The organism is Streptococcus infantis (assembly GCF_019929575.1).
Classification (GTDB): domain Bacteria; phylum Bacillota; class Bacilli; order Lactobacillales; family Streptococcaceae; genus Streptococcus; species Streptococcus infantis_L.
This window is the reverse complement of the sequence record NZ_JAHZPU010000043.1, coordinates 1-8,836: the sequence shown is the minus strand read 5'-3', so window position 1 is coordinate 8,836 and position 8,836 is coordinate 1. Positions and strand designations below refer to the sequence as shown.

5 protein-coding genes are annotated in these 8,836 nt (G+C 42.1%); 3 read left to right on the top strand and 2 right to left on the bottom strand.

The genetic code is table 11. The features are described from left to right. Together K1I67_RS09260 and K1I67_RS09255 are read left to right on the top strand one after the other, a co-directional pair. Window positions 1–5,006, top strand: a 5,006-nt coding sequence (locus K1I67_RS09260) for an LPXTG cell wall anchor domain-containing protein (protein WP_223339704.1), incomplete at its 5' end; no start/stop codon positions are given. 138 nt (window positions 5,007–5,144) lie between these two features. Continuing rightward, window positions 5,145–5,708: a sugar O-acetyltransferase gene (locus K1I67_RS09255; protein ID WP_223339703.1), complete on the top strand. Its 564-nt coding sequence runs from the start codon at window positions 5,145–5,147 to the stop codon at window positions 5,706–5,708. A 137-nt stretch (window positions 5,709–5,845) separates the two neighbouring features. Here K1I67_RS09255 and K1I67_RS09250 read toward each other — a convergent pair whose 3' ends face one another. Beyond that, complete coding sequence (locus K1I67_RS09250; protein ID WP_061863964.1) at window positions 5,846–6,529, bottom strand: DUF4956 domain-containing protein; 684 nt, start codon at window positions 6,527–6,529, stop codon at window positions 5,846–5,848. Further along, window positions 6,522–7,298: a polyphosphate polymerase domain-containing protein gene (locus tag K1I67_RS09245; RefSeq protein ID WP_223339702.1), complete on the bottom strand. Its 777-nt coding sequence runs from the start codon at window positions 7,296–7,298 to the stop codon at window positions 6,522–6,524. The genes K1I67_RS09250 and K1I67_RS09245 overlap by 8 nt, the downstream gene beginning before the upstream one ends. Window positions 7,299–7,504: 206 nt before the next feature. Between K1I67_RS09245 and K1I67_RS09240 the strand changes: the two genes are divergently transcribed. Next, window positions 7,505–8,737 (top strand): carbohydrate-binding domain-containing protein, encoded by a 1,233-nt coding sequence (locus K1I67_RS09240; RefSeq protein WP_223339701.1) that lies wholly within the window; start codon window positions 7,505–7,507, stop codon window positions 8,735–8,737. Window positions 8,738–8,836 lie beyond the last annotated feature (99 nt).

Sequence of the window (8,836 nt, the reverse complement as noted above, 5' to 3'; positions counted from 1 at the left end):
CAGTAACTCCGGTTAAACCAACTGCAACACCAGCTGAAACAACAGATATTCAAGGTGCTACACAAACAGGTAAACCTAAATTTACTGAAGGTGACAGTCGTGTGCCAATGAACGATGATGTTCCAGCAACATTTGACGATGGTACAACTACCAAGACAGTAGACGGCATTGGTACTTACACAGTAGCAGCTGACGGAACTGTAACCTTTGTTCCAGAACCAAGCTTTACTGGAACTGCTCCGGCAGTGACGGTTGTTCGCGAAGATAAGAACGGAACCAAAGCTTCTGCAACGTATACACCAACTGTAACTCCAGTAACACCTACTGCGAAACCAGTTGAAACAATTGATATTCAAGGTGCTACACAAACAGGTAAGCCTGAATTTACTGAAGGCGACAGCCGTGTGCCAATGAACGATGATGTTCCAGCCACATTTGACGATGGCTCAACTACCAAGACTGTTGACGGTGTAGGTACTTATACAGTAGCAGCAGACGGAACCGTAACCTTTGTTCCTGAGAAATCATTTACTGGAACTGCGCCTGCAGTGACGGTTGTTCGTGAAGATAAGAATGGAACCAAAGCTTCTGCAACTTACACACCAACAGTAACCCCAGTTACACCAACTGCTGAACCAACAACATCAACAGGTAAGCAAGGTCAAACTCAAACAGGTAAGCCTGAATTTACTGAAGGCGACAGCCGAGTACCAATGAACGATGACGTTCCAGCAACATTTGACGATGGCTCAACGACTAAGACAGTTGATGGCGTTGGTACATACACAGTAGCAGCCGATGGAACAGTTACATTTGTACCTGAGAAATCATTTACTGGAACTGCTCCAGCAGTGACGGTTGTTCGCGAAGATAAGAACGGAACCAAAGCCTCTGCAACTTACACCCCAACCGTAACACCAGTAACACCAACTGCAACACCAGCGGAATCTACTGGTCCTCAAGGTCTTGTTCAAACTGGAACCGTAACCTTCACAGAAGGTGATGAAGTAGTACCAATTAACAAGGATTCAATTACTCTCCTTGATGAATCTGGTCAACCAGCAGCCTCAGTAGATGCGAAATCACCAGCAGGTGATGTGATTGGTACTTACACAGTTGATAAAGATACAGGTGTAGTTACTTTCACACCAACAGATAAATCTTATTCAGGTGAGGTTGTTCCAGTTAAGGTTCAAGCAGCTGATGCAAATGGAACTACAGTTGAAACAACTTATACACCGAAGATTACTCCAGTTGTTCCAACTTCTAAAGATGCGACATCGACAGATATTCAAGGTCAAACACAATCTGGAAAACCAACCTTCACAGAAGGTGATCCAAATGTGCCAATGGATGATGATACACCTGCAACCTTTGAAGATGGATCAACAACGAAGACTATTCCAGGCGAAGGAACATATACTGTAGCTCCAGATGGAACAGTTACATTTGTACCAGAAAAATCATTTACAGGAACAGGAACAGGTGTGACTGTTAAACGTGTAGACAAGAACGGAACCAAAGCTTCTGCAACTTACACACCAACAGTAACTACTGTAACACCGACAGCGACACCAGTTGAAACAACAGGTAAGCAAGGTCAAACTCAAACAGGTAAGCCTGAATTTACTGAAGGAGACAGTCGTGTACCAATGAATGATGACGTTCCAGCGACATTTGATGACGGCTCAACTACCAAGACAGTGGATGGCGTTGGTACATACACAGTAGCTGCAGATGGAACCGTAACCTTTGTTCCAGAACCAAGCTTTACAGGTACTGCGTCAGCTGTTACCGTTGTTCGCGAAGATAAGAATGGAACCAAAGCTTCTGCAACTTATACACCAACCGTAACACCAGTTACACCAACTGCAGAAGATACAACATCTACTGACAAACAAGGTCAAACGCAAACAGATACACCAACCTTCACACCAGGCAATCCAAATGTTCCAATGGACGATGATACACCTGCAACATTTGAAGATGGCTCAACAACCAAGACCATTCCAGGTGAAGGAACTTACACTGTTGCTCCAGATGGAACCGTAACATTTGTTCCAGAAAAATCATTCACTGGAGAAGGTACAGGCGTATCGGTGAAACGTGCCGATAAGAACGGTACTCCAGTTACTGCTAAGTACACACCAACAGTAACACCAGTAACTCCAACAGCAACACCAGCTGAATCTACTGGACCTCAAGGTCTTGTTCAAACTGGAACTGTAATCTTTACTGAGGGAGATTCAGTTGCTCCAATCGACAAAGATACCATTACCCTTCTTGATGAAAATGGCCAACCAGCAGCATCAGTAGATGCGAAGTCACCAGCAGGTGATGTGATCGGTACCTTCACCGTTGATAAAGAAACAGGTATTGTGACCTTCACGCCAACGGATAAATCTTACTCAGGTGATGTTGTTCCAGTTAAGGTTCAAGGTAAAGATACAAACGGAACAGTTGCTGAAACAACTTACACACCGACGATCACTCCAGTTGTACCAACTGCTGATCCAGCAACATCTACAGACATCCAAGGTCAAACGCAAACAGGTACACCAAGCTTCACACCTGGTAACCCTGCAATCCCAATGGATGATGATGTGCCAGCAACCTTTGAAGATGGTTCAACAACTAAAGTTATTCCAGGAGAAGGAACTTACACAGTCGCTCCGAACGGAACTGTAACCTTCGTACCAGAAAAATCATTTACAGGAGAAGGTACAGGCGTAACGGTTAAACGTGTCGATAAGAACGGTACTCCAGTTACTGCAACATATACACCAACAGTAACCCCAGTTACACCAACTGCTGAACCAACAACATCAACAGGTAAACAAGGTCAAACTCAAACAGGTAAGCCTGAATTTACTGAAGGCGACAGCCGTGTGCCGATGAATGATGACGTTCCAGCAACCTTCGAAGATGGTTTAACCACTAAGACAGTAGATGGCGAAGGAACTTACACTGTTTCTCCAGATGGAACAGTGACCTTCGTCCCAGAAAAATCATTCACAGGAACAGGAACAGGCGTAACTGTTAAACGTGTCGATAAGAACGGTACCCCAGTTACTGCTAAGTACACACCAACAGTTACACCAGTAACTCCAACAGCAACACCAGCTACAACTATTGGATCAAAAGGTCAAGAACAGTCTGGTAAACCAGCATTCAAGGAAGGCGATAGTCGTGTTCCAATGAATGATAATGTACCAGCAACCTTCGAAGATGGTTCAACAACGAAGACTATCCCAGGTGTTGGTACTTATACGGTAGCAGCAGACGGAACAGTAACCTTCAAACCAGAACCTGAATTTACAGGTACAGCTCCATCTGTAACAGTTGTTCGTGAAGATGTAAACGGGACTAAGGCTTCTGCAACATACACCCCAACGGTAACACCAGTTACTACATTTGTAGATAAAGCTGGCAATTCAATTCCAGGCTATCCACGTGAAGATGGCGAACAACCGAAGAAAGAAATTCCAGGTTACCGCTTCGTAGAGACTAAGAAACTTCCGAACGGAGATACAGAGCACGTCTACGAACCAGTTACGACATCATTCAAGGATAAAGAAGGAAACGACATTCCAGGCTATCCAAGTGAAAATGGCGAACAACCGAAGAAAGAAATCCCAGGTTACCGCTTCGTAGAAACGAAGAAACTTCCGAATGGAGATACCGAGCACGTCTACGAACAAGTTAAGACATCATTCAAGGATAAAGAAGGTAATTCAATTCCAGGCTATCCAAGTGAAGATGGTGAACAACCGAAGAAAGCTATTCCAGGTTACCGCTTCGTAGAGACTAAGAAACTTCCGAACGGAGATACAGAACACGTCTACGAACCAGTTACGACATCATTTAAGGATAAAGAAGGCAATTCAATTCCAGGATATCCAAGTGAAGATGGCGAACAACCGAAGAAAGAAATTCCAGGTTACCGCTTCGTAGAGACTAAGAAACTTCCAAACGGAGATACCGAGCACGTCTACGAACCAGTTAAAACATCATTCAAGGATAAAGAAGGCAATTCAATTCCAAGATATCCAAGTGAAGATGGCGAACAACCGAAGAAAGAAATCCCAGGTTATCGCTTCGTAGAAACGAAGAAACTTCCAAACGGAGATACCGAGCACGTCTACGAACCAGTTAAAACATCATTCAAGGATAAAGAAGGAAACGACATTCCAGGCAATCCAAGTGAAGATGGCGAACAACTGAAGAAAGAAATCCCAGGTTATCGCTTCGTAGAGACTAAGAAACTTCCAAACGGAGATATCGAGCACGTCTACGAACAAGTTAAGACATCATTCAAGGATAAAGAAGGAAACGATATTCCAGGCAATCCAAGTGAAGATGGCGAACAACTGAAGAAAGAAATCCCAGGTTATCGCTTCGTAGAGACTAAGAAACTTCCAAACGGAGATATCGAGCACGTCTACGAACAAGTTAAGACATCATTCAAGGATAAAGAAGGAAACGATATTCCAGGCAATCCAAGTGAAGATGGTGAACAACCGAAGAAAGCTATCCCAGGTTATCGCTTCGTAGAGACTAAGAAACTTCCGAACGGAGATACCGAGCACGTCTACGAAAAGATTACGACCTCTTATGTTGATGAAAATGGAAATCCAATTCCAGGATATCCGACTGAGAATGGTGAACAGCCTAAGAAAGAAATTCCAGGTTACGAGTTTGTGAAGACAGTTGTAGATAAAGATGGTAATATCCAACACATCTACAAGAAGGTGGTAACACCGAATCCGGTGCCGACACCAGACTCGAAACCAACACCAGATCCAGTTCCGACACCAGAACCAAAACCAATCCAAGTTCCAGAAACACCAAGTAAATCAGCTCCAGTAACTGAAACAGGAGCTAAGACAACTACTCCTCAGTTGCCAAATACTGGTACTAAAGAACATGCTGGTCTTGCTGCCCTTGGTTTAGTAGGTATCTTGAGTGGATTCGGACTTATGGCTCGTAAAAAGAAAGAAGACTAATCAACTCTGTAAAGTATTGATAAAAGTCAACTTTCTAATAAGAAACTAGTGCATCGTACGATGCACTAGTTTTTTTGATGCTTGTATTAAGGATAGAACTATGCTACAATCATCTAAAATAATCAAGGAAGTAATAACATGAAAACTGAATACCAAAAAATGATTGCGGGGGAACCCTATCACCCGTTTGATTCAGAACTCCGTGCCTTAGCGCAAACAGCGCGACAAAAGCAAGCAGCTTTTAATGAAGAAGTCGATCCAGTAAAAGGTATGGAAATCATCAAAGGATGGTTTGGTTCTACTGGTGAAAAACTCTACATCAACACTCGCTTGATGGTAGATTACGGGGTCAATATTCATCTGGGAGAAAATTTTTATTCCAATTGGAATTTAACTATGCTAGATGTTTGTCCTATAACCATCGGTGATAATGCCATGATTGGTCCTAATTGTCAGTTTTTAACACCTCTTCATCCGCTGGATCCCGATGAACGAAACTCGGGATTAGAATTTGGCAAACCCATCACGATTGGTAAGAACTTTTGGGCAGGGGGTGGCGTCATTGTCCTGCCGGGTGTTACTTTAGGGGACAATGTCGTTGCAGGAGCAGGAGCGGTCATTACAAAATCCTTTGGTGACAATGTAGTTCTAGCAGGAAATCCAGCACGAGTTATCAAAGAGATTCCAGTTAAAGGAAATTAAAGGTTGTAGAAAGAGAAAGTGAAGTCTTTTTCACAAGAACTCTTTGGAATCGAAAAGCCTAACCAGTCTCAGTATCAAAAACTTATTGCTAGCAAAAAACGAGGTCGGAATTTTTATCCCAGCCTCGTTTTTCGTCTTTAGAGATTTTTTCTCTTTTTAGCTTTTTTAGTCAATGCCACATCGCATTGATGAATATTTTGTGTAAGATAGCTAGTCACTTGGAAATCATCTGCCTCTGTTTTTAGCTCGACTTCATAGACAATGCTAAGGTTGTCCCCTGCATTTGTGCTGTTGATCGTAATCATGTCAATTTCTGAGCAGAATTGGTCAAGAGCTGATTGGATAGCTTCCTGTACCTTCTCTTGATTGGCTACCGTGATTGTCAAAAGTCTACGACGTTGATTGTCAGTTTTGACTTGTTGATTTTCCAAAAGGAACCAAACGCCCAAGATAAAGAGTGTGAAGAGAATTGCCAGGAAGAGATAGCCTGTTCCACAAGCCAGACCGATAATCATGGCAAGGAAAATTGCAATCAGTTCTCTTGAACCACTGGTTGCAGAACGGAAACGAATCAAACTAAAAGTTCCTGCTACAGCAATTGAAGTACCCAAGCTCCCATTGACCAGAAAAATAACCAAGGTCATAAGGCAGGGAAGCAGAGTCAAGCTGATAGCAAATTCTCTGGTGTAGAGGGTCCGATATTTGTAGGTCCAAGTAAGTGCCAAACCGAGGACTAGACTGACTAGAAGTGCCAGCAGTAGTTGGAAGGGGTCTGCACTTGCAGTAGCGTTGTTGAAAATTGAGTTAAATAGATTAAGCATAAGCGGTACCTGCGCTTTCTATACTGGGACGTGGTGCATAAGGAAGCCCTTGAGATTTGTGGTAAGCACAACTGTATTTTGAAAATTTGTGCTCCATCAAACTATACTTGTCTAGAATGTCTTGTAACCACTGAGGTTTGTTTCCAGGAGCTTTAATCTCCATAATCACAGTATTATCATCTAGTAAAGCATCTCCATGGTTTCCAGCGAAAAGACTGACATTTTCATCTCTATAGACTAGATTTTGGTCAATGGTGATACGAATTTTATTATAGTCGTAGCCCTCGATGTATTTTTTTTCTTTTAATGAATAACGATCGTAGTAGATGTACATACGAGGCTTGATAGCCTGCTTGTAATCTTGGTGAAGCTTTTTCACTTTTTCAATGACGACTGTATCAGTAATACTAGCATCCAAGTGCCCTTTGGTCATAAAATTAAGGATAGAAATAGGAGTTGAGAGTAGTCTAAATTTGCGACCAACTCCTTCTTGGTCCTTGGTTTTTATTTCTAAAAATACTTGACTATCTGCTTTGGGTTGGCTGAGATAGGTCCGCATCCGAACCTTTTCTTTTAGATTATTTCCAAAATCATCATCTTGGAGCACAGCAAAGTCTTCCGTATCAAAGTAGATATTTGAAATAGTTGAAATTGGATAGTCGTCTTCTACCAAATATTCCTTTAAATCTTGGGTGAGTTTGTCTAGTTTATCTTTGGAGATAATATATTTGGTTTCAATCCGCTTAAAAGTTGTTTCTAATGGTTTCATAAGTCTTTCTCCTCTTGCTTTCAGTTATACTATTTTTAAACAAGGTGAACTTGCTTGTCTACAATTCTAGAGGGGATTTCTAAAACTTTTGTTAAATTTAACTTAATTGAAACTAAACTTAAGAAAACTTTCAGAAAAAGTTTAGGCTTCTTTTAGGAAAGACCCGTAGACTAAGAGCATGTAAAATGAAAGACGAGGAAACGAGCATGAAAGCAAAAAAATGGACATTCCTATTAACAAGTATAACAACTCTAGCACTGGTGACAGCTTGTACCCAGTCAACTTCAAATACAACAGCTAGCAATAGTACTGCGACGACAACAGTAACTACCAATAAGAAAACATCTAGTTACTTTACAGATAAGGACTATGATACTTCTTATGATGAAAAAACAGCTGCGACTGTAGCTTTGTCAGGATCAACAGCGAAGGTATCAGGTGACGGAGTGGCCGTATCAGGATCTACCGTTACAATCTCTAAGTCAGGTACCTATGTGATTTCTGGTCAATCTGATGGAGTTCAAATCAAGATCGAAGCGGGAAGTTCAGATGATGTACACATCGTTCTAAATGGTGTAACAATGACCAATGCCAATGCAGCTATTTCTGCAACATCAGCTGGACATGTTTACCTAACTCTAGCAGATGGCACAACCAATAGCCTTTCAGATTCAGCTTCAAATAGTGATGACAAGGCTGACGCGGCCCTCTTCTCTAAAGTAGACTTGACCATCAATGGTAAAGGAACTCTCAATGTAGATGGTAAGAAAAACAATGCTATCAAGGCCAACGACACACTTCACATCACAGGCGGTACTTACAATATCACAGCAGTCGGAGATGCCTTTAATGTCAATGACGAACTTAACATCACTGGAACAACCATGACTATCGATGCCAAGGAAGATGGAGTTAAGGTCGACAATGATGAGGATACATCTGTAGGAACCATGTATCTCTCTGACAATACCATCACTGTTACCGCAGGGGACGATGGTATCCACGCATCAGGTGATTTGGTCATCGATAGTGGGACCTATACTGTTCAGAATTCTACAGAAGGACTTGAAGGTAAGTCAATCACTATCAACGGTGGAGATATCACCATCTATTCAACAGATGATGGTGTCAATGCAGCCAACAAAAATGCCCAACAAAGTGAAATTTTCTTCACTATGAATGGTGGGAACTTGACAGTTGAAGTTGGTCAAGGGGATACAGATCCAATTGACTCAAACGGTAATATCACAGTCAATGGCGGAACCATCAAAATGACAGGTCAATCAGGATTTGACTTTGATGGGACAGCGACCTATACAGGTGGAGATATCTACATCAACGGTGAAAAACAAACTGAGATTGTAAATTCGATGCCTGGAGGCGGAGGAGCACCTGGCGGTGGCCCTCAAGGAAATGGAGGCCCTGGTGGACGACCATAAAAGAAAATCTCCTTTCTCGAAATGAACTGCACCCCCAAAGTTAGACAGAAAAAATCTAACTTTGGGGGTATTTTATTATGAAATTAACTTATGAGGATA